Raw genomic sequence first — 23,530 nt, 5'->3', positions numbered from 1 at the left:
GCGGCTGGCATAGATTCACCTGGTGACGCGGCGCACCGTTGACTTCGGTTGCGCCGTCGTCATCATCGGTCTGCTGGCCGGCGTCGCGGGGGGCGCGACGACGCTGCTGTTGCACTGGATCGAACACCTCACGTATCACTACACATTCGGCACACTGCTCAGCGGCGTCGGCGGCAGCAGTCCGGTCCGGCGGGCCGTCGGCCCGATGATCGGCGGCGCGTTGGCCGGTGCGGGCTGGTGGTTCCTGCGGCGCCGAACCGAGGTCCGGCCGTTGGCGGAGACGATTTTGGCGCACCGGCCGATCCCTCGGTTGCCGATGGCGATCGATGCGGCCCTGCAGGTGTTGATAGTCGGGTCGGGTGCGTCGCTGGGACGCGAGGGCGCACCCCGCCAACTCGCCGCCGCCCTTGGCGATTTCGGCACCAGCCGGTTGTCGCTGACACCGCGCGACCGCGAGATCCTGTTGGCCTGTGCGGCCGGGGCGGGTCTGGGCGCCGTCTACAGCGTGCCGCTCGGCGGCGCACTGTTCGCCGCCCGGATACTGCTGGGCACGTGGCATCCACGCGCCGTGGGCACCGCTTTGATCACGTCGAGTCTCGCAGTGGCTGTCGCGTCACCGGTCACCCATCTCGAGCACTCACTGACTTGGCCTGATGCCAGGTTGTCGTATCTGTTCGTGTTCCTGGCGCTGGCCATCGCGCCGTTGGCGGCCGCTGTCGGGCTGGCGTTCAACATCGTGATGGCGATCGCCCGGCCCAAGGTGCAGTTCAAGTCGTGGATGCTGATTCCGTCGGTCGCGGCCGTGGGCTTGTTGACCGGCATCTGCTCCATCTGGTGGCCCGAGCTGCCAGGGAACGGCAGAAGCATCCTGACGGTGAGTCTCAACAGCGGTCTGACGCTTGGCGCCGCCGCGCTCATCTTGGCGTTGAAGCCGCTACTGACCGCGCTGTTTTTGCGTTCGGGCGCCGTCGGCGGCCTGCTCACCCCCGCACTGGCGACGGGCGCAGCGGCGGGATCGCTCGCGGCGCTCGCGCTGAACCAGTGGGCAGGCACCGATGTCCATGTGGCAGCGGTGTCTCTGACGTGTGCCGCGGGCGTGCTGGCGATCACGCAGCGGGCACCAGCGTTCGCGGCGCTTTTCGTGTGGGAGCTCGCCCGCCCACCCTTTTGGCTGCTCGTGGTGTTCACCATCGCGGCGTATGCCGCCCACGGAGTGCGTTTGCTCCGAGAAAGACGCCGCCGCGAGGATGCGGTAGTAACGCAACTGTAGATTGCTGTGGGGCGTCGACGGTGCCACAGCGAGGACAAGGACTGCTGATTACAGCGGGGTAACTGCGTTTGCGGACAAATGGTATTCATCAAAGATTTACACGCAATCGGCAAGCTTCGGCGGAGTGTCGCCCCAGCGGTTTCGGCGGAGTCAGATTGCTCGCGTCGTCCATGTGGGCACGAGCTCATAATTTGACGACATTGAGGGCCTTGGAGCCACCGTTCCTGCGATGTTCCTGCGATCTCGACACCACCTCCGCACTCGATGAGGAGGCTCCGCGTCGAGCCCGTGTGACAGGTCTGGGCGACGGCGAGTAACCGCCGCCAGGCTGCCTGTCCGGGAAGCGAAATGACGGGATCTTGTGCACGAACTTTTTTTGGGTGGTTCGAGACCGGCACGCGATTCCAGGCGAGACCGGGGCCAACAGCCTGCCGAGGCCGCTGTTTTGCATCAAGTCGTTGCCAAACATGCGTTCTTGCGCGTTGCCGCGACCTAGCGAGACGGCCTGTCAATCCAGACACGCCGGCCAACCACGCAATCGGTGACCACGATGGCAACTCAGCGACAGCTGTCGCCGAGTGGATGCGCGGGTAAAAAAATCCCGTATCGGCAATCGCCGCTAATCAAACTCAGGGGCAGAGCCGTCGAACCCGCTGTTAGGCGCAATGCGTACCCAGGCCTCAATGCTTTGCCGATATGAATTCTTTGCCGAAATGTGATTCATACTCGCGAGTAGCAATTTCAGTTACTTTTACATGCGGATGATTGGCGGTTCAGGCCTGAAAATTCACTTTGCGGAGACACACTTCGTGGTACTAAATTCGACGCTTTGTACGTTGTACTCAGCTATGTTTGCTGTATTGGACTCACGACAAGCTTGAAAGGGATCGAAAATGCAAATCGCACTACGTCGCTCCTATGCCACCGCCGGGGTGGCATTGGTCGGAGCTGGTGTCATAGCCATGAGCCCGATCGCACCGCAGGTGCCAGATATGCACCCTCCCACCCTGCAGGCCCCCGCAGTCGAGCTGACGGCGCTACCGAGCTGGCTGCAATGGGTGGACGACGGCACTCTGCAGCTCCAGACGCAGATCGCCGGCGTCGTAGCTCAACTCCAGTCCCAGATCGCCGATCCGCTGCCCGTCCTGGTGCAGATCGCCAGAAACCAGGGCGCCAATATCCAGCGGCTGGCGAGCGCCTTCACCACGTCCGGCGGAGATATTGCCGACGGGTTCGTCGGTGCACCGGCAGCACTGCTGAACGCCATCAATGATGCGATCGCCAACCCGGCAGATATCCCGGCAATCGTCGCCAGCCTGGTGAATGGCGCTGTTCAGAACGTAGCCGACGCGGCTGCCCCGGTAATCGATGCGGTTACCGCCATCGCCACGATCACTGTCACCCGTGCCGGCGGAGCAGCCCAAGCGCTCGCCGCCAATATTGAGCCGGTCACGCTCGCCACGCTGACCGCGCCGTTCGCGATCGGCGAGCAGGTCGTCACCAGCACCATGGCGGTGCTGGCAGCGGTGGCCACGCTCGATCTGACGCAGGTCATCCAAGCAGTCGGCGAGGGCGCGTTTGCCATCGAAGGCGTCGCGGCCCAGCAGTTCGGCAACATCTCCGGTGCCCTGACTACCCTGCGCGACGACGTCTTCGGCGCAGTGTCGGAACCGCTTCCGGCCGCAACGATGATGGCGCGGGCAGCGGGACCGGCGGCGCTGCCGAAGGCGCTGAAGACCTTCGACCTGAAGGTTTCCCCAGCCGCCGAGGCCACCGGCAAGGCAGCCGAGGACAGCACCGCCACCAAGGTCGAAGGCACCGACGCCAAAGCCGATACGGATGGCAGCGCCACCAAGGCCGAGGGCGATGACGCCTCCTCCGGCGCAAAGGGTTCTACCGCCGCAACCGGTACGGAATCCAATTCGGGCGAGGGCGCCACCAAGGGTGACACCGACACCAAGGGCGAAACCGCGAAGGGCGACACCGCGTCCAAGAGCGACACCACGAAAAAGGCCGACGCGTCCACCGCGAAGGGATCCGACTCGGACACGGGTTCGGCGTCGACCCACAAGGCCGACAGCAGCACGAAGAAAGCGTCCGACTCCAAGAAGGATTCCGGCGCCGCGAAGTCAACTCACAAGACGGCCGCCAAGGAGTAACCAGCCGTATATCCGAATCGGCCCCCTCTCCTGGCAGGGAGGGGGCCGATTCGGTGCTCGGCTACGAGCCTGCGCCGGCTGAGAGGACCGCGGCTGCCCGCACACAGGACATTCCGGGATAATTCGACGCTAGACATGACACGACCCGCCGAGCCGTCACGGCAGACGGACCCCCTGCCGGGAACACGACGGCCACGGCATCGCCTGAACCGTCGACCGAGCCGTGTCCGGATACTGGCCGGTGGCCGGGTGCTGGGCGGGCTTGTCACGGTCGCGGTGCTCGCGCTGACGGGGATCGGGTGGGCCGGTTACCGCAACCTGTCGGGCGGCATCACCACTTCTCAGGCGCTGGCCGGCGGAGCCGCATCCACGGGCGGTGAGCAGAACATTCTCATCATGGGCCTCGACAGCCGGCTCGACCAGCACGGCCAGCCACTGCCCCAGGACATCTACGACGCGCTGCACGCCGGTGACGAAACCGTGGGTGGCTACAACGCCAACGTGCTGATCGTGTTGCACATACCGGGCGGAAACGGCCCGGTCAGCGCGGTGTCGGTGCCCCGCGACGACTTCGTCGACCTGGTGGGATGCCCCAGCGGGGTGTGCAAGGGCAAGGTGAAACAGGCCTACGGACTGGCCTACCAGCAGAAGTTGGATTCACTGAGCTCCTCAGGGTCGTCGTCGGAGTCGTCACAGTCTTCGGGGCCGGCGGGCAACGAGCAACTGGCGCGCGAAGCCGGTCGCATATCCGAGATCAACACCGTGCGCCGCCTGCTGGGTGTGCCGATCGACCACTTCATCGAGGTGACCCTCGGCGCGTTCTTTCAGATCGCCGGCGTCGTGGCTCCCATCACCGTCTGCCTGAACGACGACACGTCCGACAGCTTCTCGGGGGCCGACTTCCACCGCGGCGTGCAGCAGAGCAGATCGACGCCGCCCAGGCGATGGCGTTCGTGCGCCAGCGTCGCGACGAGAACGACGAATTATTCACCGACCTGGATCGCACCCGCCGGCAGCAAGCGTTCATCGTCTCGCTGGTGAGCGCGCTGCGCCACGGCGGTGCGCTGTCCAGTCCCACCGCGCTACGCAATCTGCTTCGTGTCGCCCAACAGAACATCGCCGTCGACGAGGGGTTCGACCTGTCGGCGTTCGTCGGCAACGCGTCCCTTCTGAGCGACAGTCGGTTGTCGCTGTACACGTTGCCGATCCGCGAATTCGGCAGGGACGCCCGCGGCGAAGACGTCAACATCGTCGACGTCCACCACATCAGGGCCATCGTGCGCAACATCTTCACCAACGGCACGCCCGATCCGCCATCGACCAGTGCGCCGCCGCAAATACCTACTGCCCCAATGATTCTGGATGTGGTCAACGCCACGAGCCATGAGGGGCTCGGCACAGCCGTGGTGAAATCCCTTGGCGTCGACGGCCTGTCGGCAGGCTCCGTCACCACCGGTGGCAGCCTGGCCGAAAGCAGTGACATCACGTACGGTCCCGGCGCGGGCGAGGCGGCCGTCAGGCTGGCCGAGCAGCTTCAGCTGACGGCGACCGCCTCTGACGTCGTGGCGCCCGGCACGGTTCGGTTGACCATCGGCTCCGACTTCCCCTCCGCCGAGTACCTCACCGACAGCACGTCGACGAGCACTTCGGTCACCACCGCGCCGGCATCGATCACCACCGTCGACGCCACCGCCTCAGGCACCCGGGCGCCGGAACCCACCGACCTCACGGAGATGACGGGGAACAGCACGCCGTGCGTGAAGTGACGTCGGTCGCTACTGCGGGCTCTTCACCCACTTGCCCGCGTCGCCGACGATGCCGACCGGCACGGCGCCCGACAGGCTGACGTTCTGGACGCTGGGACCGGCCGCGACGATCGTGGTGTCCTGCAGGATCGGCAGCACCGTCGACATGTTCCACAGTCGCGGCTCGACCGCGGTGATCACCTCACCGATCTCCTCGGTGCCGTCGAGAGCCGCGTCGATCTTGGGCTGGATGCTCCGGTCACAGATCCCGGTGATGTTGCTCGGGGCCTGAACGAGCTGACCGGACTCCGGCGCCGGCAGTGGCGAGGTCGGGGTACCCGTCGTGGACGGTCCGGACGGCACCGATGAGGTGCTGGTCGATGCGGGGGACGACGACGACGTCGCCGGTCCCGGCGTGGCCGTCGACACCGCTGTGGCCTCCAGGGCGGGGCAGCCGTACCGGGAGGAGAGTGAGGTGGCGAGATCACCGCCGGCCTGATGCCAGCCGACCACGGCGTCGACGCGGTTGTTCACCAGCGCGTCCCCGTAGAGGGCGACCGGATCCAGCGCCGACACCGACGCGGTGATGCCGACGTTGCGCAGTTGGTCGGCTGCGGTGTTGGCCACGGCCACCGAGGTCGGGTCGTTGGCCGCCACCCCGAGCACGATCGTCAAGGGAATGCCGTCCTTGGTGATCCGGCCGCGGTTGTTCTCCGGGGCCGGAGTCCCCGGCGTCGGCGGCACCGGTGTGTCGACGGGATCGATGTGATAGTCCGCCGCCGCCAGCAGTCCCAGCGCCGCTTCCTTCGTCATCGCGGGCGGAGCGGTCGGCACATAACCGGGGTCCGACGGTGACCGCACCTGAGCCTGGGCCAGTGTGACCGTGTTGTCGACACCGGCGCCCACGGAGGCGAGCAGATCGACGTCGAGCAGACCCAGAATCGCTTTGCGCACTTGAGAATCCGCGAGCGCAGGCTGCTGTGCGCGCAGTGTCAGCTGCATGACGCGTGGCGTGACGATCCGGGCGGTGCGCACATCGGGAATCGCGGACAGCTGCGCGAACGCGGCGGAGCCGCCGTGTACCTGAGCGACCTGGGTGTCACCGTTGCGGATCGAGTCGGCCAGCGCCGCGGGCGCACCGCCGCGCCGGAACAGCACCTGGTCGGGTTTGGCGGGCGCGCTCCAGTATCGGTCGTTGCGGGCCAGCAGGATCTCGTCGCGCTGTGGATCGATGCTCTGCACACGGAACTGGCCGCCGGTGACGGGCAGGGCCCGCGCGAGCCCCGCCGCGAAGCCGCCGGGCACGTCCTTGACGATATGAGCGGGCAGGATGTCGTTGAACAGCTCGCGCCACGCCGGATAGGGCTGCGCGAAGGTGACCACCGCCGTCTTCCCGCCTTCGACCGACTGGACACCGGTGATCAGATCGTAGCCCGCAGGATCGACCACTCCCGGCTGGCTGACCATCTGACGCCACAAGTACCAGTAGTCGTCGGCGGCGATGGGGGCGTTGTCCGTCCACTGCGCTTCGGGCCGGATCTTGTAGGTGACGGTGAACGGGTCTTGATTGGTCACCTCCGCCGACTGCAGCAGAGTGGTGTCGAGTTCCCATCGCGAGCCCGTCGATGACATGGGGTCGGGAACCGGACGGAACGAGCTGGGCAGTACCAGCGCGCTGATCGCCGCGTTCACCGGGGACTGGTCCGACAGCAGATGCGGATTGAAACCGGGACCGATCGAGTCGATGGCCATGATGATCTGCGACGCGCGCGGCGGGGGCGCCGCCGTGGTCTCCGAGGTGTCGGTGCTCTGCGGCGCCGGCGGCGGGCTGACGGTGCACGACGCGACCAGCGCCACCAACGTCACCAGCACGGACAGCGTGGAGATGACGCGTAGGGGGCCCAGCACGCCATTTAGGGTATCGGCCCCTCCGCGGCCGGCTTCGGCGGTGATGACGCGGGCCGGAGCGCCACCTCGAGACCGCGGTGAGGTCACGTTTCGTGCCTCGGGGGAGAGCTGTGCGCAGGCTCGATCCCGTTACCCCCGGGCCTTGGCGCGAGCCTTGGCCCGGCCACGCAGGGTGGCGTCCAGCTCGACCTTGCGGACCCTGACCACCTCGGGCGTCACCTCGACACATTCGTCCTCGGCGCAGAACTCCATGGCCTGCTCGAGGCCCAGCTCCAGTGGACGGGCCAGCGTCTCCATGACGTCGGCCGTCGAGGACCGCATGTTCGTCAGCTTCTTCTCGCGGGTCACGTTGACGTCCAGATCCTCGGCGCGCGGGTTGATGCCGACGACCTGGCCCTCGTACGTGTCCTGGCCCGGCTCGACGAAGAACTGGCCGCGGTCGGACAGCTGGATCATCGCGAACGGTGTGATCGAGCCGGACCGGTCCGACACCAGCGACCCGGTGTGCCGTGCCCGGATCTCCCCCGCCCACGGGCGGTAGCCGTCGAACACGGCGTTCGCGATGCCGGTGCCGCGGGTCAGCGTCAGGAAGTCGGTGCGGAAGCCGATCAAGCCACGGCTGGGGACGATGAAGTCCATCCGGACCCACCCGGCGGCGTGGTTGGTCATCTCCTCCATACGGCCCTTGCGCGCGGCCATCAGCTGGGTGATGGCGCCGACGAACTCCTCCGGGCAGTCGATGGTCATGGCTTCGAACGGCTCGTGCAGCTTGCCGTCGATGGTCCGCGTGACCACCTGAGGCTTGCCGACGGTCAGCTCGAAACCCTCGCGGCGCATCTGCTCGACGAGGACGGCCAGCGCCAGCTCACCTCGGCCCTGCACCTCCCACGCGTCGGGCCGGTCGATCTCGACGACCTTGATCGACACGTTGCCGACGAGTTCGGTGTCGAGGCGCGACTTCACCATCCGGGCGGTCAGCTTGTGCCCCTTGACCTTGCCCGCCAACGGCGACGTGTTGGTGCCGACCGTGACCGAGATGGCGGGTTCGTCGACGGTGATGCGGGGCAGCGCGTGCGCGTGCTCGGTATCGGCCAGGGTGTCGCCGATCATGATCTCGGGCAGCCCCGCCACGGCCACGATGTCGCCGGCGATGGCCTCATCGGTGGAGGTTCGGTCCACGCCCTCGGTGACGAGCAGTTCGGTGATCTTGGCGTTCGTGATGACCGGGTGGCCGTCCACTTCGCGCATCCAGGCGACCTGCTGGCCCTTGCGGATGCGGCCCTTGTAGATGCGGATCAGCGCGAGCCTGCCGAGGAACGCCGACGCGTCGAGGTTGGTCACCAAGGCCTGCAGCGGCGCCTCCGGGTCGCCCTGCGGCGGCGGGATGTGCTCGAGCAGCACGTCGAACAGCGGGTCGAGGTTCTCGCCCTCGGGGTTCTCTCCGTTGGCCGGCTCGGTGGTGCTGGCGATGCCGGCCCGGCCCGAGGCGTACAACGTCGGAAGTCCGAGCGCGTCTTCTGCGGCCTTCTGCGCCTCCTCGTCGAGATCGGAGGCGACGTCGAGAAGCAAGTCGTGACTGTCCGACACGACCTCGGCGATACGGGCGTCGGGCCGGTCCGTCTTGTTGACCACCAGGATGACCGGCAGATGCGCGGCCAGGGCCTTGCGGAGCACGAAGCGGGTCTGCGGCAGCGGGCCCTCGGACGCGTCGACGAGTAGGAGCACCCCGTCGACCATCGACAGTCCGCGCTCGACCTCGCCGCCGAAGTCCGCGTGACCGGGCGTGTCGATGACATTGATCACCGTCATGCCGCCGTCCGAGTGCTTGCGATGCACGGCGGTGTTCTTCGCCAGGATCGTGATGCCCTTTTCTTTCTCCAGATCACCGGAGTCCATCAGGCGCTCGACCGCGTCATCGCCGCGATGACTCAACGCCCCCGATTGCCGCAGCATCGCGTCGACGAGGGTCGTCTTCCCATGGTCGACGTGTGCCACGATGGCGACGTTCCGGAAGTCAGGGCGAGAATCCACGACTGAATCATCCCAGTGCTGGCCGCCGATCACGAAAACGAGAGACGCCCGTCACGCGATGCCGCGCAACTTCGCCGAGCTGAAACCCAAGAAAAAGTGCTGCCGCAGCAAGCCGCGGTGCACGCATTGCCCGGTGGTGGTCCATGCGGTGCGCAAGGCGGAACGCAACGGGTTGGGGGGTCAATAACTGGCCAACGTGTTCTATCGGGCGCCGAAGTCGCGAACAGCCCTACTCAGAGTCCTATGTCTCCCATTTCGTCAAGGAGGCCTCGGCGGTCAGCTTGAGCGACCTGCTCGGCTACCTCCGATTGGCGATGGCCGAGAACCTGTTGCTGGCTACCGGCAGCACCATGCTGGAGATCGCCGCGAGCTGTCGATTCTCCGACGTGAAGTACTTCACCGCTCCTTCGTCGACTGGTTTCATCAGTCGCCAGCGGACTATCCAGGCGCTATCAGCCAGAAACACTGCGGGACAGTCGAACGCCGACGGACGACGAGCGCGAGTTGCTGTCCGACACGCTCGAGGTGCTAGGGCGCGAGGGCTCGCCTCAGCTCCTCGAGCCACTCACGGTCGGCCGGCACCCACGGCAGGCCGTCCAGTTCGTCGACACCGACCCACCGCAACGCCTGGTGATCGTTCGGATGCAGGGCACCGCCGGTCTGTGTGACGCGGTAGGCGCGCAGGCTCATCGACGCGCTCAGCGCGACATCGGTCCCGATGCGGGCGCCGACGGTGACGTCGACACCGAGTTCTTCGCGCAGCTCGCGGGCCAGCGCGCCGGCGTCGCTCTCCCCCGCCGCGACCTTTCCGCCCGGCAGTTCCCAGAGGCCGGCCAGCTCGGCCGGCCTGGCACGCTGCGCGACCAGCAGCGCGGAACCCGTGATCAGAGCACCCGCGACGACGATCTGTTTTGACATCCTCGCCGACGGTATACGGTCGGGAGATGGCTGTGTTAACCGACGAACAAGTGGACGCCGCACTGCCCGACCTTCCCGGCTGGGAGCGCACCGACGGCGCCCTGCGCCGCTCCATCAAATTCCCCGGATTCCTCGACGGCATTGATGCGGTCCGCCGGGTCGGCGAACACGCCGAGGAGAAGGATCATCATCCTGACATCGACATACGTTGGCGGACAGTGAGTTTCGCACTGGTTACCCATTCTGAGGGCGGCATCACCGAAAACGACGTCAACATGGCGCGCGACATCAATCAGATCGTCGGCGGCTAGCGGCGATCCACGCCAGCGTCGCCAGGGTAGCCACGCCGTAGACCAGGCCGGCCCACGCCAGGTACCACGGCCGGCTGATCACCCAGATCGTCGGCTGCGCAAAGCTCAGCAGCCACGGCACCCCGACCAGGGTCAGGACGAGCCAGCCCCAGCCGAGAATCCGTGCGCCCGGGCGCTCCCGCAGGGGGCCGTGCAGCAGCCAGATCATCAGCGGAATCAGCCAGACCCAGTGATGCGTCCACGAGATCGGTGACAGCAGAAGTCCGAACAGCTGCACGATGACGATCGCGCCGAGACGGTCCTCGGCGCCGCCGATCGCGCGCCAGGCCAGGATCGCCAAGACGGCGGTGACGGCGAGGGCTCCGAGTACCAGCGGCCCGTAGCCCGCGTCGTGCCCGAGAATCCGGGAGAAGCCGCCGCGCCAGGACTGATTGAACGAGGTGCCGATCGGTCCGATGCGGGAGGCGTTACCGAGCAATTTGGTGAAGTAGTAACGGGTTTGGCCTCCGACGACCAGTGTCGAGACGGCGATCGTGCCGAAGAACACCACGGCGGAGAACAGCACGCTGCCCCACCGCTTGGCGCCGAGGAAGTACAGTCCCGACACCGCGGGGGTGAGCTTGATTCCCGCGGCCAGTCCGACGAGTAGACCCGACACCCACCACCGTGTGCTGTACACGCCGTACAGCACCGCCAGCGCGAGCACCACGTTGATCTGTCCGTAGTCGAAGGTGCTGCGCAACGGTTCGATCCAGATCCCGACGGCGGTCCACAGCATCGCGACGCGCGGATTCCCTGCACCGTCCCCGGGCAGCAGGCGCTGGCTGATCCGCACCACCCCGTACAGCGCGGCGATGATGCCCAATTGCCAAGCGAACGCCAGCAATCCGAAGGGCACCATGTGCAGCGGATAGAACACCACCGCGGCGAACGGCGGATACGTGAACGGCAGCGGGAAGTCCGGTGTCTGGTCGGCGTAAACGTAGTCGTACAGCGTGCCGGGATGATCGAGCGTCCCGGCGCCCCCGACGTAGACATGCAGGTCGACGAAGTTGGCCCCGTTGGGCGCCAGGTAGGTCCACGCCAGTCGCGCGGCGATGCTGAGTGCCAACAGCAGCGGTGCCGCGGCGGCCAATCGGGGGGCCAGACGCGGATTCGTCGCGGCAGTCGATGCCGTATCTCTGTCAATCCGTCCGACTCTATCGACGGTCACCGAAACAGTTCGCCTTCGTCACGGTTGCATAAACGCCACACGCGTCACTTGAGTCACAGCAGTAACTGCGTAGCTTCGGGCTCAGGGCTTGCCGTCAACCGATTGGAAAAATGATGAAATTCACCAGGAAAATGCTTGCCACCAGCATGATCGCCGCTGCGGGCGCCGTTCCCGTCGCGCTCGCGCTCAGCGGCACGGCAGCCGCCGATCCGGTACCGCCGGCCCCAAGCGTGCCGAGCGTGCCGGGCCTGCCGTTCCTGCAGCAACTCGCCTCCAATCCGGCCGCGGCGACGCAGCTCGTTCAGGGGCTCACGTCGATGCTCGGCGCGGCGTCCGCGCCGGCCACGCCGGCCACGCCGGCCACCCCCCCGCCGGCCGCGACGGCCTCGGTGACGCTGCCGGGTGCGCCCGCGGCACCGGGCGCGGCGGCGCCTGCGGCCACCCCGGCCTCCGCGCCTGCGGCCACCCCGGCCTCCGCGCCGGCGGCCGGACCTCAGAGTCTGCTGCCGGCCAACGTGCCGCTTCTTTCGGACCTCGGCGCGCTCATGCCCGCCGGATCCCCGATCGCGAGCCTGACTCCCGCGGCGGCTGCCGCTCCGGCCGCCGCTCCGGCCGCCGCTCCCGCGGCTCCGGCAGCACCCGCCGCGGCGCCCGCCGCCGGTCTGCCGCCGCTGCTGATGCCGCTGTCTGCCCTCCCCTGATCGCGGCCGCAGCCGACGTCCACAACTACAAACACGCCTTTGGGGGAACGATGTCATCGACCAGGACGATGATCACGAAAACCGCCGTCGCGGTCGGCTCGTCGGCCGCACTGCTGCTGGGTGGTATGGCGGGAGTGGCGCACGCCGATCCACCGTCGCCGTTGCCGATTGATGCTCTGCAGGCACCCGGACTGCCGGCGGTGCAGAGCCTTGGCCCCGCCATCCAGCAGGCGGCGAACGACCCGACGAACGCGGCGTCGCAGCTGATGGCCGCTGCCGCAGTGTTCGCGGGTAACTCGCTGGCGCCCCCCGACTCGCAGAACGTGGCGTCGGCGGTGAATCAGTTCGTGTCGCACGTGCCTGCGCCGGGTGCGGTGCCCGGTGCCGAGGCGCACCTGCCCATGGGCGTCGACCCGGCGCACGCGGTGGGCCCGGTGCCCGATGCGGCACCGATGGCGGCGCCGGCCCCCGCGGCCGCACCGGCACCGGCGCCGGAAGCCGCACCTGCCCCGGCGCCGGAAGCCGCTCCCGCACCGCAAGCCGCGCCTGGTCCGGCACCCGAGGCCGCACCTGCTCCGGCACCCGATGCGAACCCGGCACCGGCACCTGGGCCGGCTCCGGCTGGTGCTCCGGCGTTCGGTCCGGATGCGCCGCCGACGCAGGACTTCATGTATCCGTCGATCAGCAACGGGTGTCTGGCGGACGGCGGCAATGTGTTGGCGACGGCAATCTCAGTGGCCGGACCGGCCACGATTCCGGCGCCGGGACCTCAGGCCGGCCAGACCGCGTATGTGTTCACCGCGATGGGCACACCGGGACCCGCTGCCGAGCAGAAGCTGCCGCTCAACGTCACGTGGGTCAACCTGACCACGGGCAAGTCCGGCAGCGCGACGCTGAAGCCCCGAGCAGACATCAATCCACAGGGACCGACCACGTTGTCGGTGATCGCGGACACCGGGTCGGGCAGCATCATCTCGACGATTTTCGGCCAGGTCTCCACGGCCGAGAAGCAGTGCCAGTTCATGCCGACCATCGGCTCGACGGTCGTGCCCTAACGGCTCACTCACCCCCCACCCTCCCGCGAGCGTGCGTGTCAGCGGGCGACACGCCGGCGCATCAGCGGAGAACGCGCACGCTCGCGGGTGGTCAGTAAGCCATGAAGAGGATCGCGTCCCGGTCGTAATCGCGGCCGGGATGCGCCTCGGACAAGTGCGCCTGGGCCTTCTCGACCAGATCGTCCTCGTTCTCGCCGGTGATGGCCTCACCGCACGGGCAGTTCAGGTGTGTCTTCATCTCTTCACCATCCCACAGGAAAGATGACGCGCATGGAGCTATACGACGTCATGCGTACCACAGCGGCAGTCCGCGAATTCAGTGATGATCCACTGCCCGACGAAGTCCTGGAGCGCATCCTTGACAACGCCCGATTCGCGCCGAGCGGCGGCAACCGTCAGGGCACACACGTGGTGGCGATCCGTGACCGCAGCACCCGGGAGACACTCGTCGATCTCACCCTCCCGGGCGCGCGGCGTTACGTTGCGCAGGGGCGCAACGGCGAAAGCCCATGGAACCCGGTGCAGCCCATGGGCGTATCACCCGAGCAGGTGGCCGCGACGGAGGTGCCAACCTGGTTGACCGCACCGCTGGTGGAGTCGGCCGTCGTGCTGGTCGTGTGCGTCGACCTCGCCGTCGTCGCCGCAATGGACCAGAACCTCGACCGGGTCGGTGTCATCGCGGGCGCCTCGGTGTACCCGTTGGTGTGGAACATCCTGCTGGCGGCGCGCAACGAGGGCTACGGCGGCGTGCTCACCACCATGGCCGTGCCCGAAGAGCCCCGCATCAAGGCACTGCTCGGCATACCCGAGAGCTACGCGGTCGCGGCGATCGTGCCGCTGGGCAAGCCGGCGCAGCAGGCCACCAAGCTGAGCCGCGCACCGGTCGACGAACTCACCACCCGCGAACGCTTCGACGGCGAACCCTTCCGCGCCTAGCGGTCGATGGTGGACATATTGGCGTACCGTTCGCCGGCGGCCGGGGCGATCGCGTCCAGCCGGGCAAGCTGGTCGGCGTTGAGCGTTATCCCGTCGGCGGCCGCGTTCTCATCCGGGCGCTCGACCGCGCGTTGTTGCGGCGAAAATCGTTGGGAGCCAAATCTGCCCGTGAACGGATCTGTCCCGCCAGAAAGCCGCGCACAGCAGGGAATAGGCGACGAAACCGATGCCCAGCTCGCGGGTCAGCGGCAGGAGATCGGCCCCCGGATCGCGCGTCCACAACGAGTCCTCGGTCTGAAGCGCCGTCACGGGATGCACCCCATGTGCCCGCGAATCGTTTCCGGCGCCGCTTCCGACAGACCGATATAGCGGATCTTCCCCAACTGCACCAGTTCCGCCAATGCCCCGATGGTGTCTTCGATCGGCGTACCGGGATCAACCCGGTACTGGTAGCCCAGGTCGATGTGATCGACCTCCAGCCGCCGTAGCGACCGCTCCTACCCGCCCGGAGGCTGTCCGGCGAACTGTCGAGGCCCTAGGCCGGCTCACCGCCCCGATGCGAGATGAAACAGCACGACGTCATCCCGGTGTCCGGCGATCGCTCTGCCGACCAACTCCTGGTTCGTAAAGGCCCGTAGATCTCGGCGGTGTCCAGGAACGTGATGCCGAGTTCGAGTGCTCGGTGGACGGTCCGGATCGATTCGGCATCGCTGCCCGCTCCCGCGTATCCGACATGCCCATACATCCCAAGCCGAGCCGCGATACGTCCGCACCTCCAAGTGAGACATGCTTGATTTTCTCCACGCTAGCCCGCGAAACCGGGCTGCACAGACCACCGGCGCCAACCGCGGCGCGGCCAAGCCAGGACCCACTTCGCCCGGCAGCTGCGGCCCAGCCCGGTGCCAGGATCATGCTGTGAAACCGATGTCCTCGAAGACCGGCGCGCGGTGCTGTTGCGGCAGACGCCCCGACGAGTTTCCGACTCTCGACATGTAGATGTTCCGTAACAGTTCGGCTGTTAGCCAGACTCGATCGGCGTTGCCGCTTCCCACCGCACCGAAGCCATGGGAGCTTGGATCCGTGACCTGCACGCTGGGCTACGCGACAGCCAGCACCGCCGAGCCGGACCTTGGTAGTCAGCTGGCGGAACTCAACGCGGCCGGGGTCGACCCGAGGCGCGTGTTCACCGACAAATTGTCCAACTCCGCCGATCGGGTGCGCGCGGGTCTGCTCGCCATGGTCAGCTACGCCCGCTCGGGCGACACCGTGATCGTCGTCGCCCTCGACCGGCTCGGGCGATCGACCGCCGAGGTGACGCGGACCATCGCCGACCTCACCGACCGCGGGCTGCGGTTACGGACGCTGAAGGAAGGACTCGATACGGGTACCACCACCGGACGCGTGGTTGCCAGCGTCATCACCGCTCTGGCGCGCCTCGACCTGCAGCCCACCGACGAGCCTCTCTGAGTCGTCAGGCCTTGGCGGCCTTCGCTGCTGCCTTCGCCTGTTTCTTGTACGACCGCACCTTTTCCAGCGATCCTGCGTCCTTCACGTCCGCCACCGACATGAAGGATCCGGCTTTGCCGTAATCCCCCGCCGCCTCACGCCAGCCCTTGGGGGTGACGCCGTACTGCTTGCCCAGCAGGGCGAGGAAGATCTTTGCCTTCTGCTCGCCGAATCCGGGCAAGCCCTTCAGTCGGCGGTACACCTCGGCGCCGTCGGCGCCGCCGGCCGTCCAGAGCGCGGCCGCGTCACCGCCGTACTGGTCGACGATGGTCTGCGCGAGCGTCTGGATCCGTTTTGCCATCGACCCCGGAAACCGATGCACCGCAGGGCGTTCCGCGCACAACGCGGCAAACTTGTCCGGGTCGTAGTCGGCGATCTCGCGGGCGTCGACACCGCCCATCCGGTCGGCGATCTTCTTCGGTCCGCCGAAGGCCACCTCCATCGGGATCTGCTGGTCGAGCAGCATGCCGACCAGGAGCGCAAAAGGATTGGAGTCCAGCAGTGCGTCGGCCGCCGGATCTTGCACTAGCTGCAGTTGTGCCACGCGACCAGTCTAGATCGGGGGTTTGACGCCGATCTTCACAGGGAACAACACGGTGTGACACAGGCCTCATTAAGCTTCCTCACGACAACTTCACAACGAGGTCAGGAGTGTTCGTGCCCGAAAACGACCTTCCATCCACCGACGTCGCCGTCGGCGGCGTCCGATTCACCGAAATCCAGGCCAGTCCGGAGTTCCAGGAACTGCGAAGCCGTCTGCGCCGCTTCGTCTTCCCGATGAGCGCGCTGTTCCTCGTCTGGTACGCCGCCTATGTGGTGCTGGGCGCATTTGCCCACGATTTCATGGCAACTCAGGTGTGGGGCAACATCAACGTCGGCCTGTTGATCGGCATCGGTCAATTCGTATCCACGTTCGTCATCACCGGTATCTACGTCCGGTTCGCCAACCGCGAGCTCGATCCGCGGGCCGAGGCCATTCGCGCCGAGCTCGAAGGTGGTGCGGCATGACCGGCACGCTGCTGGCCGCGGAGGGCACCACCGTCGGCAATCCCGCCACCAACATCGCCATCTTCGCGCTGTTCGTCGCGATCACGCTATTCATCGTGATCCGCGCCAGCAAGAAGAACGCCACCGCCGCGGAGTTCTTCACCGCGGGCCGCTCGTTCACCGGACCGCAGAACGGAATCGCGATCTCCGGTGACTACCTGTCGGCAGCCAGCTTCCTCGGCATCGCCGGCGCGATCGCGGTGTACGGCTACGACGGCTTCCTGTACTCGATCGGGTTCCTCGTCGCATGGCTCGTCGCGCTGCTGCTGGTTGCCGAATTGCTGCGCAATGCAGGCAAATTCACGATGGCCGATGTACTCAGCTTCCGGCTCAGACAACGCCCGGTGCGGCTCGCGGCCGCGACCACCACGCTGGCCGTCTGCCTGTTCTACCTGCTGGCGCAGATGGCAGGCGCCGGCGGGCTGGTAGCCCTGCTACTCAACATCACCAGCGACGTCGGCCAGGCCTTGGTCATCGCCGTGGTCGGCGTGTTGATGATCCTCTACGTGCTGATCGGCGGGATGAAGGGGACCACCTGGGTGCAGATCATCAAGGCCGTGCTGCTGATCGGCGGCGCCGCCGTGATGACCGTGATGGTGCTGGTGAAGTTCGGGGCGAACATCTCCGACATGCTCGGTGCCGCCCAGACCGCGGTTTCGGAATCCTCCAGCGAGGCCGTGGCCGGCCGCGACGTGCTCGCTCCGGGCGCGCAGTACGGCGCCTCGCTGACGTCGCAGATCAACTTCATCTCGCTCGCGATTGCGCTGGTGCTCGGGACCGCCGGCCTGCCGCATGTGCTGATGCGCTTCTACACGGTGCCCACCGCCAAAGAGGCACGCCGCTCGGTGGTGTGGGCCATCGTGCTGATCGGCGCCTTCTACCTCTTCACGCTCGCGCTGGGTTACGGCGCCGCGGCACTCGTGGGACCCGACGCCATCCTGGCGGCACCCGGCGCGCAGAATTCGGCAGCACCGCTGCTGGCCTTCGAGCTCGGTGGCGTCGTGCTACTCGCCGTGATCTCTGCGGTGGCGTTCGCGACCATCCTTGCCGTGGTGGCCGGACTGACCATCACCGCGGCAACCTCGTTCGCCCACGACATCTATGCCAGCGTGCTCAAGAGCGGCCAGGTGACCGAGGACGAGCAGGTACGGGTGTCGCGCATCACCGTGGTGGTGCTCGGCATCCTGTCGATCGGCCTGGGCATCCTGGCCGCGGAGCAGAACATCGCGTTCCTGGTCGCGCTCGCGTTCGCCGTGGCGGCCGCCGCCAATCTGCCGACCATCCTGTACTCGCTGTATTGGCCGCGGTTCAACACCCGCGGGGCGCTGTGGAGCATGTATGGCGGACTGATCGCGACCATCGTGTTGATCATCTTCTCCCCGGCGGTGTCGGGTGCGAAGACGGCGATGCTGCCGAACGTCGACTTCGCCTGGTTCCCGTTGGCCAACCCGGGCATCGTCTCCATCCCGCTCGCCTTCATCCTCGGCATCGTGGGCACACTGACATCATCCGATCGCGGCGATCCGGAGATCAACGCCGAATTCGAGGTACGGGCACTCACCGGGGTCGGCGCGGAGAAGGCGGTCTCGCACTGAGGGCCGTTCTCGCCGCGACCCGCCCAGGACCACCGGCTACCGTCGGATGTCGTGCCCGGTCGCCCACGTCGTTTGGCCTTAGGACTGCTGGCGTACGCGTTCGCCGCCATCATGGTCGGCACGACGCTGCCGACGCCGATGTATGCGCTGTACGCCGAGCACATGCACTTCGCGGTGCTGACCACCACGGTGATCTACTCGACGTATGCGGGCGGCGTGCTGTTCGCCCTGCTGGTGTTCGGTCGCTGGTCCGATTCCATCGGCCGGCGCCCGGTGCTGCTGGCCGGCGTGGCCCTCGCCGTCTCCAGTGCGGTGGTATTTCTGTTCGCAGATTCAGTGCCCACGCTGCTCGTCGGCCGGGTGCTGTCCGGTCTGTCGGCGGGGATCTTCACCGGCACCGCTACCGCTGCGGTGATCGAAGCCGCTCCCGAGACCTGGCGCACCCGCGCCGCGGCGGTGGCGACGGTCGCCAACATCGGCGGTCTGGGCACCGGCCCTCTGCTGGCCGGAATCCTCGTCGAGTACGCGCCGGAGCCGCTGAAGCTGAGCTTCGTCGTGCACATCGTGCTCGCTGCGCTGGCCGGGATCGCCGTGGCGATCGTCCCGGAAACATCCTCCCGCAACGGCAAGATCGGACTGCAACGTCTGTCCGTACCCGCCGAGGTGCGCGCGGTTTTCGTCATCGCCGCGCTCGCGACCTTCGCAGGTTTCGCGGTGACCGGGTTGTTCACCGCGGTGTCGCCGTCGTTTCTGGTCAGCGTCGTCGGGATCGACAACCATGCGCTCGCAGGCCTGATCGCGTGTCTGAGTTTCGCCGCATCGGCGGCCACACAGATCGCCGCCAACAACCTCAATCCGCAACGTGCCGTTGCGATCGGCTGCGCGATCCTGGTGATCGGCATGGTGATCCTGGCCGTGGCGCTGTATCTTTCGTCGCTGGCTCTTCTGATCGCCGCAGCAACCGTGTCCGGTATCGGCCAGGGCATGAGTTTCGGCCGTGGACTGGCGGCGGTCATCGAACAAACACCCCCCGACCGCCGGGCCGAGGTCAGTTCGACATATTTCGTCGTCGCTTACATCGCGCTGTCGGTGCCGGTGGTCGGCGAAGGCCTCGCCGCGCGGGCCTGGGGATTGCGCACCGCCGGCGTGAGTTTCGCGGTCGCCGTGGCCATCCTGGCCGTCGCCTGTCTGGCTGCCATTCTCGTGCGGGAAGCACGCGACTCCCGGCGGGAAGCCGCCGAAATCTGAGCGCTTTATCGAGATTCGGGGTCCTTGCAGCGGCGCTTGGGCAAGCCTGCCGAATCGGTCTCCGTGGCGTTGGTCGCCGCCCGCAGGCGCGCCGACGATCTTCAGCGGGTCTGCGCCGCCAGCCGGCCGGCGAGGACGACATAGGTGGCGGCGAAGCTGCGCCGCATCCACGCCACGATTCGCGGACGGCAGCTCACCTCACGGCGGACCGCCGAGGCGAACACACCGTAGAAGCTGAACACCACCAGAGTCACCGCCATGAAGATGGTGCCCAACCACACCATCAGCATCACCGCGCCGTCACCACCGGGTGCCACGAACTGCGGCAGGAACGCGAAGAAGAAGATGGTCAGCTTTGGGTTCAAGGTATTCACCAGGACCCCGGATACGATCACCCGCCACGGCGACACCTTCGCCGGATCGGCCTGCACGTCGAAGACCGACTTGTCTCGAAATGTCTTCCAAGCCAGATAAAGCAGATATCCGACGCCAAGCCATTTGATGACGGAGAAGGCCATTGCACTGGCGTGCATGATGGCCGCCAGTCCCGTCACCGCGGCGATCATGTGCGGCACGATCCCGAGCGTGCAGGCCACTGCCGCCACCAGGCTGGCCCGCCGGCCGCGCGACAATCCGGCGGCGACGGTGTAGAGCACACCGGCACCTGGCGTCGCCACCACGATCAGGGTCGTCAGCAGAAACTCGGGAGTCACTGTTGTCCTCCTGCCCCGCGTGTGCGGGCTAGCCGCTCTTGCGGCGGAACTCCCGACGGTTCTCGACCGGGCCGTGCGTCCGCGGCTGCTTGGCTCCCCGATCCTTGTGATCGGAACCGCCCGCCGACTTCGCTTTCTTCCGCTCGAGCGCTTCCCGGAACTTGCGCTTGTTTTCATCTTCCGGTGCATCAGCCATGAGCGCAGCGTAGCGCGGCGCTCGGGAGTCGTCGTACCCTTTTACCGCCTGCCCGGCGGCATGCCGTAGACGTGCGAGATCGGCAGAGTCAGCAGCACGCGGCGGTCATCGACCATGGCCCTGCGGTAGTCGTCCCAATCCGGATGCTCACCGGCGATGTTGCGATACAAGGCGATCAGTGCCTCCACCGTGTCATCACCGGGCTCGGCGGCCGGCGGGGTGAGGATCGCGTCGCCTTCGGCCACCGCGTAGGCCCAGCCGTCGTCGGAGCTGACGTGGATCGACGCGCGCGGGTCACGGCGCAGGTTACGGGTCTTGGCCCGCGGTTCAGTGATCGAAACCTGGATGGTCACATCGCGCGGGTCGAAATAGTAGGACACGTTCGACAGCTGCGGCCTGCCGTCGCGCTTGACCGTGGCAAGCACGCCCAGTGAATTTCCGCCGATGAGCGCCAGCAGCTTGTCGTCGAACACGTCGCGTCCCATAACCAGAGCGTACGGCTCTACGATCACATCAATGGCCGACCGCACTGGGTTTCTTCAAATCGACGGCGACGTCTTGGACGGCGTATCCGCCACCACGCTGTGGACGCTGCACAGTCGTGGCACCGAGGCCAAGCGCTCGGACGGGGTGATCCGCGATCCGTGGGCGCTCGGCGAAGGGCTGCAGACCAGCTTCTGGCGGCTGGACCGGACCGGCATCGCGAACGAATTGACGTGGTATTCGGTCGATTCGCCGCCTGTGATGGCGTTGCGAGATCGGTTGCTGCCGAAAGACGGCCGGATCGTCGCGCTGGCACAGTCGGCACTCGACCGCAGCTGGATGGACCGTGTCGATCCAACCAATGGGGTGTTCATCACGGCTGAGGGACTCCGGATGCATCTGCGACCCGACGACGTGCTGAACCTCATTCGTTACTGCGCGGCGCGGTTCGGCGGCGGCCAGATGATGTTCGACTCGGTTCCGCACTGGTTCAGCAGGCGCACGGTGAAGGGTTACACGCCGTCCGACCGCCATACCGCGCCGCCGATGCCGTTCGGGTTGAGCGCCGACGAGGGGGTCGCGCTGGCCGGTCGCATTCCCGGCGTGGCGGTGGCACGTGACATCGCCGCTCCGTCCGCTCGCGGCCTCTTCAAGGTCAACACGTGGCCGCCACTGGATCGCATCGGCCTGTTTCGGCGCATCCGGCCGAGCCTGACGCTGCTGGAGTTCGTCCGATGACCCGCTATGCGGCCTTCCTCCGCGGTGTCAATGTCGGAGGCGTCAACCTGAAGATGGCCGAGGTGGCCAGGGCGTTCGAGGATGCCGGGTTCAGCAACGTGCGGACCATATTGGCCAGCGGCAACGTGCTGTTCGAGAGTCGGTCAGGTGTCGACGCGGTGCGTAAGAAGGCCGAGAAGGCGCTCCGTGACGGATTCGGTTACGACGCCTGGGTATTGGCCTACGAGATCGACACCGTCGCGGCGATCTCGAGCAAGTATCCGTTCGAACGCGAGGTCGAGGGCCACCACTCCTACATCACGTTCGTCACCGACGAGAAGGTGCTCGATGAGCTCGCCGAACTGGCCAAGGAAGCCGGCGCCGACGAGAAGATCAAGCGCGGCCCGGGCGTCATCTACTGGCAGGTGCCCAAGACGGGGACGCTGGACACCACCATCGGCAAAACAATGGGCAAGAAGCGCTACAAATCGTCGACCACGACCCGCAACCTGCGCACCATCGACAAGGTGCTCAAATAGCCGCTACGGGTAAATTTGCCGAGGTGAGTTCGACACCGACAGCGAAGGTCGACGGAAGAGTCTTGACCGGCGTCTCCGAGACCGCCCTGATGACATTGCATGTTCGGGCGAGCGAGGCTCGCAGGCCCGACTCCATCATCGATGACCCCCTGGCCATCCAGCTGGCCGACAGCATCGAGTTCGACTACGCGAAGTTCGGCTTCACTCGTCGTCAAGACATGGCGGTGCGCGCGCTCGGCTACGACAGGCAGACCCGCCGATATCTGCTCGACCACCCGCAGGCCACCGTGGTGGCGCTGGCCGAGGGACTGCAAACCAGCTTCTATCGCCTCAACTCCGCCGATGTCGGTGATCGATTCTGCTGGGTCACAGTCGATCTCCCGCCCATGATCGAGCTCAGACGCAAGCTTCTGCCGCAGTCGGACCGGGTAACCCTGATCGCCCAGTCCGCACTCGACTTCAGCTGGATGGACCGGGTCGAGACAGAGCACGGTGTATTCATCACCGCCGAGGGACTGTTGATGTACCTGCAGCCGCCGGAGGCCCTGTCGCTGATCGCCGAATGCGCCAAGCGCTTCCCCGGCGGGCAGATGATGTTCGATCTGGCGCCGTCGAGGTTTGCCGCCCTGTCCCGCCGCGGCATGCGGACCTCACTGCGTTACCGGGTGCCGCCGATGCCGTTCAGCCCGTCGGTGTCCGATGCGGCGAACCTGGTCAATTCGGTAGCCGGCATCAGGGCCGTGCACGATCTCCCGCATGCCGCCGGACGGGGCAAAGTCTTCAACGCGCTGATGTGGACGCTGCAACGGTTGCCGCTTTTCGACCCCCTCCGGCCGTTGCTGATCCTGCTGGAATTCGGCTAGCCGAACGCGGCTTCCACATAGCGCAACGCCTCGCCCTTCTCGATCCCGAGCGCTTTCGCCGCGGACACGAAGGCGTGTGCCGCCGTTGCCATCGCCGCATCCGCCGGGTCGGCACGAGCGACGAAAGTGCCGAAACGCCCGCGGGTTTCGAGGATCCCCGCCGTCTCGAGCTCTCGGTACGCACGCGCGACCGTGTTGACCGCCAGGCCCACCTGCCCAGCTAGTTCGCGGACCGTAGGCAGTCGGGTGCCCGGCGCCAGCTTGCCGTCCCGCACCCCGTCGATGATCTGCATCCTGAGTTGGTCGAAGAGCGGCCTGGAAGCGTGCTGATCAACGCGTACCCAATCCCCCAAGTCGGCCACGTGCTCAGTATCAC

Annotated in this window: 24 protein-coding genes and 2 pseudogenes; 14 read left to right on the top strand and 12 right to left on the bottom strand. The window is 66.7% G+C overall.

All coding sequences use genetic code 11. The features are described 5' to 3' along the window. Nucleotides 1-22 precede the first annotated feature (22 nt). The 3 genes and pseudogenes from ACVWWN_RS14445 to ACVWWN_RS14435 all read left to right on the top strand — a co-directional run bounded on the left by ACVWWN_RS14445 (nt 23) and on the right by ACVWWN_RS14435 (nt 5,195). Complete coding sequence (locus tag ACVWWN_RS14445; protein ID WP_457144512.1) at nt 23-1,270, top strand: chloride channel protein; 1,248 nt, start codon at nt 23-25, stop codon at nt 1,268-1,270. A gap of 893 nt (nt 1,271-2,163) precedes the next feature. Beyond that, on the top strand, nt 2,164-3,429 hold the full coding sequence (locus ACVWWN_RS14440) for a hypothetical protein (RefSeq protein WP_457144511.1): 1,266 nt from the start codon (nt 2,164-2,166) through the stop codon (nt 3,427-3,429). Nucleotides 3,430-3,564: 135 nt separating this feature from the next. Next, nucleotides 3,565-5,195 (top strand): annotated as a pseudogene (locus tag ACVWWN_RS14435) (LCP family protein). Nucleotides 5,196-5,204: 9 nt separating this feature from the next. Here ACVWWN_RS14435 and ACVWWN_RS14430 read toward each other — a convergent pair. From ACVWWN_RS14430 to ACVWWN_RS14415, 4 genes are all read right to left on the bottom strand, one after another. Continuing rightward, nucleotides 5,205-7,079, bottom strand: coding sequence for an ABC transporter family substrate-binding protein (locus tag ACVWWN_RS14430; protein ID WP_457149129.1), 1,875 nt, complete (start codon nt 7,077-7,079; stop codon nt 5,205-5,207). A 132-nt stretch (nt 7,080-7,211) separates the two neighbouring features. After that, entirely contained in the window at nt 7,212-9,113 is a 1,902-nt protein-coding gene (gene typA, locus ACVWWN_RS14425; RefSeq protein ID WP_457144510.1) for a translational GTPase TypA, read from the bottom strand. Nucleotides 9,114-9,411: 298 nt separating this feature from the next. Further along, nucleotides 9,412-9,537 carry a hypothetical protein gene (locus ACVWWN_RS14420; protein ID WP_457144509.1) on the bottom strand — a complete coding sequence of 42 codons (126 nt, stop codon included), beginning with the start codon at nt 9,535-9,537 and terminating at the stop codon, nt 9,412-9,414. A 104-nt stretch (nt 9,538-9,641) separates the two neighbouring features. Beyond that, the gene (locus ACVWWN_RS14415) at nt 9,642-10,031 is read right to left on the bottom strand and encodes a (deoxy)nucleoside triphosphate pyrophosphohydrolase (protein ID WP_457144508.1); all 390 of its coding nucleotides are present in this window, start codon (nt 10,029-10,031) and stop codon (nt 9,642-9,644) included. A gap of 26 nt (nt 10,032-10,057) precedes the next feature. Here ACVWWN_RS14415 and ACVWWN_RS14410 point away from each other — a divergent pair, with 26 nt between their 5' ends. Continuing rightward, complete coding sequence (locus ACVWWN_RS14410) at nt 10,058-10,342, top strand: 4a-hydroxytetrahydrobiopterin dehydratase (protein WP_457144507.1); 285 nt, start codon at nt 10,058-10,060, stop codon at nt 10,340-10,342. On the opposite strand, the gene ACVWWN_RS14405 is transcribed toward ACVWWN_RS14410, so the two are convergent. Continuing rightward, nucleotides 10,320-11,555 carry a mannosyltransferase gene (locus ACVWWN_RS14405; protein WP_457144506.1) on the bottom strand — a complete coding sequence of 412 codons (1,236 nt, stop codon included), beginning with the start codon at nt 11,553-11,555 and terminating at the stop codon, nt 10,320-10,322. The genes ACVWWN_RS14410 and ACVWWN_RS14405 overlap by 23 nt on opposite strands. A 113-nt stretch (nt 11,556-11,668) precedes the next feature. On the opposite strand from ACVWWN_RS14405, the gene ACVWWN_RS14400 reads away from it, so the two are divergent. Both ACVWWN_RS14400 and ACVWWN_RS14395 read left to right on the top strand, forming a co-directional pair. After that, nucleotides 11,669-12,256: a hypothetical protein gene (locus tag ACVWWN_RS14400; protein WP_457144505.1), complete on the top strand. Its 588-nt coding sequence runs from the start codon at nt 11,669-11,671 to the stop codon at nt 12,254-12,256. 50 nt (nt 12,257-12,306) lie between these two features. Beyond that, nucleotides 12,307-13,311, top strand: a complete 1,005-nt coding sequence (locus ACVWWN_RS14395) for an Rv1157c family protein (protein ID WP_457144504.1) — start codon at nt 12,307-12,309, stop codon at nt 13,309-13,311. 91 nt (nt 13,312-13,402) lie between these two features. On the opposite strand, the gene ACVWWN_RS14390 is transcribed toward ACVWWN_RS14395, so the two are convergent. Further along, on the bottom strand, nt 13,403-13,549 hold the full coding sequence (locus ACVWWN_RS14390; protein WP_457144503.1) for a DUF1059 domain-containing protein: 147 nt from the start codon (nt 13,547-13,549) through the stop codon (nt 13,403-13,405). Between the two features lie 32 nt (nt 13,550-13,581). On the opposite strand from ACVWWN_RS14390, the gene ACVWWN_RS14385 reads away from it, so the two are divergent. Then, nucleotides 13,582-14,247, top strand: a complete 666-nt coding sequence (locus ACVWWN_RS14385) for a nitroreductase family protein (protein WP_457144502.1) — start codon at nt 13,582-13,584, stop codon at nt 14,245-14,247. Between the two features lie 115 nt (nt 14,248-14,362). Here the strand turns inward: ACVWWN_RS14385 and ACVWWN_RS14380 are convergent. Then, nucleotides 14,363-15,042 (bottom strand): annotated as a pseudogene (locus ACVWWN_RS14380) (aldo/keto reductase); the annotation flags it as partial. A 285-nt stretch (nt 15,043-15,327) separates the two neighbouring features. Between ACVWWN_RS14380 and ACVWWN_RS14375 the strand changes: the two are divergent. After that, nucleotides 15,328-15,714: a recombinase family protein gene (locus ACVWWN_RS14375; protein ID WP_457144501.1), complete on the top strand. Its 387-nt coding sequence runs from the start codon at nt 15,328-15,330 to the stop codon at nt 15,712-15,714. A gap of 4 nt (nt 15,715-15,718) precedes the next feature. Here the strand turns inward: ACVWWN_RS14375 and ACVWWN_RS14370 are convergent, their stop codons facing one another. Beyond that, entirely contained in the window at nt 15,719-16,297 is a 579-nt protein-coding gene (locus ACVWWN_RS14370; RefSeq protein WP_457144500.1) for an HhH-GPD-type base excision DNA repair protein, read from the bottom strand. A gap of 113 nt (nt 16,298-16,410) precedes the next feature. On the opposite strand from ACVWWN_RS14370, the gene ACVWWN_RS14365 reads away from it, so the two are divergent. The 3 genes from ACVWWN_RS14365 to ACVWWN_RS14355 are packed head-to-tail and all read left to right on the top strand — an operon-like array spanning nt 16,411 to nt 19,643. After that, nucleotides 16,411-16,761 carry a DUF485 domain-containing protein gene (locus ACVWWN_RS14365; RefSeq protein WP_457144499.1) on the top strand — a complete coding sequence of 117 codons (351 nt, stop codon included), beginning with the start codon at nt 16,411-16,413 and terminating at the stop codon, nt 16,759-16,761. Next, nucleotides 16,758-18,395 (top strand): solute symporter family protein, encoded by a 1,638-nt coding sequence (locus tag ACVWWN_RS14360; RefSeq protein ID WP_457144498.1) that lies wholly within the window; start codon nt 16,758-16,760, stop codon nt 18,393-18,395. The genes ACVWWN_RS14365 and ACVWWN_RS14360 overlap by 4 nt, the downstream gene beginning before the upstream one ends. A gap of 51 nt (nt 18,396-18,446) precedes the next feature. Beyond that, on the top strand, nt 18,447-19,643 hold the full coding sequence (locus tag ACVWWN_RS14355) for an MFS transporter (protein WP_457144497.1): 1,197 nt from the start codon (nt 18,447-18,449) through the stop codon (nt 19,641-19,643). Nucleotides 19,644-19,744: 101 nt separating this feature from the next. On the opposite strand, the gene ACVWWN_RS14350 is transcribed toward ACVWWN_RS14355, so the two are convergent. The 3 genes from ACVWWN_RS14350 to ACVWWN_RS14340 are packed head-to-tail and all read right to left on the bottom strand — an operon-like array spanning nt 19,745 to nt 21,037. Beyond that, nucleotides 19,745-20,356: a LysE family translocator gene (locus ACVWWN_RS14350; RefSeq protein WP_457144496.1), complete on the bottom strand. Its 612-nt coding sequence runs from the start codon at nt 20,354-20,356 to the stop codon at nt 19,745-19,747. Nucleotides 20,357-20,384: 28 nt separating this feature from the next. Next, complete coding sequence (locus ACVWWN_RS14345) at nt 20,385-20,552, bottom strand: DUF5302 domain-containing protein (RefSeq protein WP_457144495.1); 168 nt, start codon at nt 20,550-20,552, stop codon at nt 20,385-20,387. A 41-nt stretch (nt 20,553-20,593) separates the two neighbouring features. Then, complete coding sequence (locus tag ACVWWN_RS14340; RefSeq protein ID WP_457144494.1) at nt 20,594-21,037, bottom strand: PPOX class F420-dependent oxidoreductase; 444 nt, start codon at nt 21,035-21,037, stop codon at nt 20,594-20,596. A gap of 31 nt (nt 21,038-21,068) precedes the next feature. On the opposite strand from ACVWWN_RS14340, the gene ACVWWN_RS14335 reads away from it, so the two are divergent. Genes ACVWWN_RS14335 through ACVWWN_RS14325 form a run of 3 tightly spaced genes read left to right on the top strand, consistent with a single transcriptional unit; the run spans nt 21,069 to nt 23,154 of the window. Continuing rightward, complete coding sequence (locus ACVWWN_RS14335) at nt 21,069-21,773, top strand: class I SAM-dependent methyltransferase (RefSeq protein WP_457144493.1); 705 nt, start codon at nt 21,069-21,071, stop codon at nt 21,771-21,773. After that, nucleotides 21,770-22,291 carry a DUF1697 domain-containing protein gene (locus ACVWWN_RS14330; protein WP_457144492.1) on the top strand — a complete coding sequence of 174 codons (522 nt, stop codon included), beginning with the start codon at nt 21,770-21,772 and terminating at the stop codon, nt 22,289-22,291. Before ACVWWN_RS14335 ends, ACVWWN_RS14330 begins: the two co-directional genes overlap by 4 nt. A 23-nt stretch (nt 22,292-22,314) precedes the next feature. Next, a complete protein-coding gene (locus ACVWWN_RS14325) occupies nt 22,315-23,154 on the top strand; it encodes a class I SAM-dependent methyltransferase (RefSeq protein ID WP_457144491.1) in 840 nt (279 codons plus the stop codon). Here the strand turns inward: ACVWWN_RS14325 and ACVWWN_RS14320 are convergent. Continuing rightward, the gene (locus ACVWWN_RS14320; protein WP_457144490.1) at nt 23,151-23,516 is read right to left on the bottom strand and encodes a GntR family transcriptional regulator; all 366 of its coding nucleotides are present in this window, start codon (nt 23,514-23,516) and stop codon (nt 23,151-23,153) included. The two genes, ACVWWN_RS14325 and ACVWWN_RS14320, sit on opposite strands and share 4 nt — an antisense overlap. Nucleotides 23,517-23,530 lie beyond the last annotated feature (14 nt).

The sequence above is a fragment of the Mycobacterium sp. URHB0021 genome, from assembly GCF_054057895.1.
This window is presented reverse-complemented; position numbering and strand designations above follow the sequence as displayed.